We start from the raw sequence: 361 nt of genomic DNA on the forward strand, positions 1-361 counted from the left end.
GAAGGGGATGCTCAGTGCGGCGAGAAATGTCCGCAATGCCATGCTCTTCAATGTGTTGTCCTATATGTCTGACAAGCTCCTCACCGAGGGAAATACCGTGGCCGCCCTGGACGAGCTGTATATCTGGCTGTCCAATCCCACCGCCATCGAGTACATCCGCAACTGTCTCAAGCGGGTGCGCAAAAAGGAGTCCGCCATGCTACTGGCCAGTCAGAACCTGGAGGACTTCGACCAAGAGGGCATCCGGGAGATGACCAAGCCCTTGTTCAGCATCCCGCCCCATCAGTTTCTCTTCAACGCAGGCTCCATCGACAAGCGCTCCTACATGGATATGCTCCAACTGGAGGAAGCCGAGTACAAT

At 55.7% G+C, this 361-nt stretch carries 1 pseudogene; it reads left to right on the forward strand.

From position 1 onward, the window contains the following. Positions 1–361: pseudogene (locus H9X86_RS12240) on the forward strand (type VI secretion protein); the annotation flags it as partial.

The sequence above is a fragment of the Pseudoflavonifractor capillosus genome (assembly GCF_016902575.1).
Taxonomy (GTDB): domain Bacteria; phylum Bacillota; class Clostridia; order Oscillospirales; family Oscillospiraceae; genus Enterenecus; species Enterenecus capillosus_A.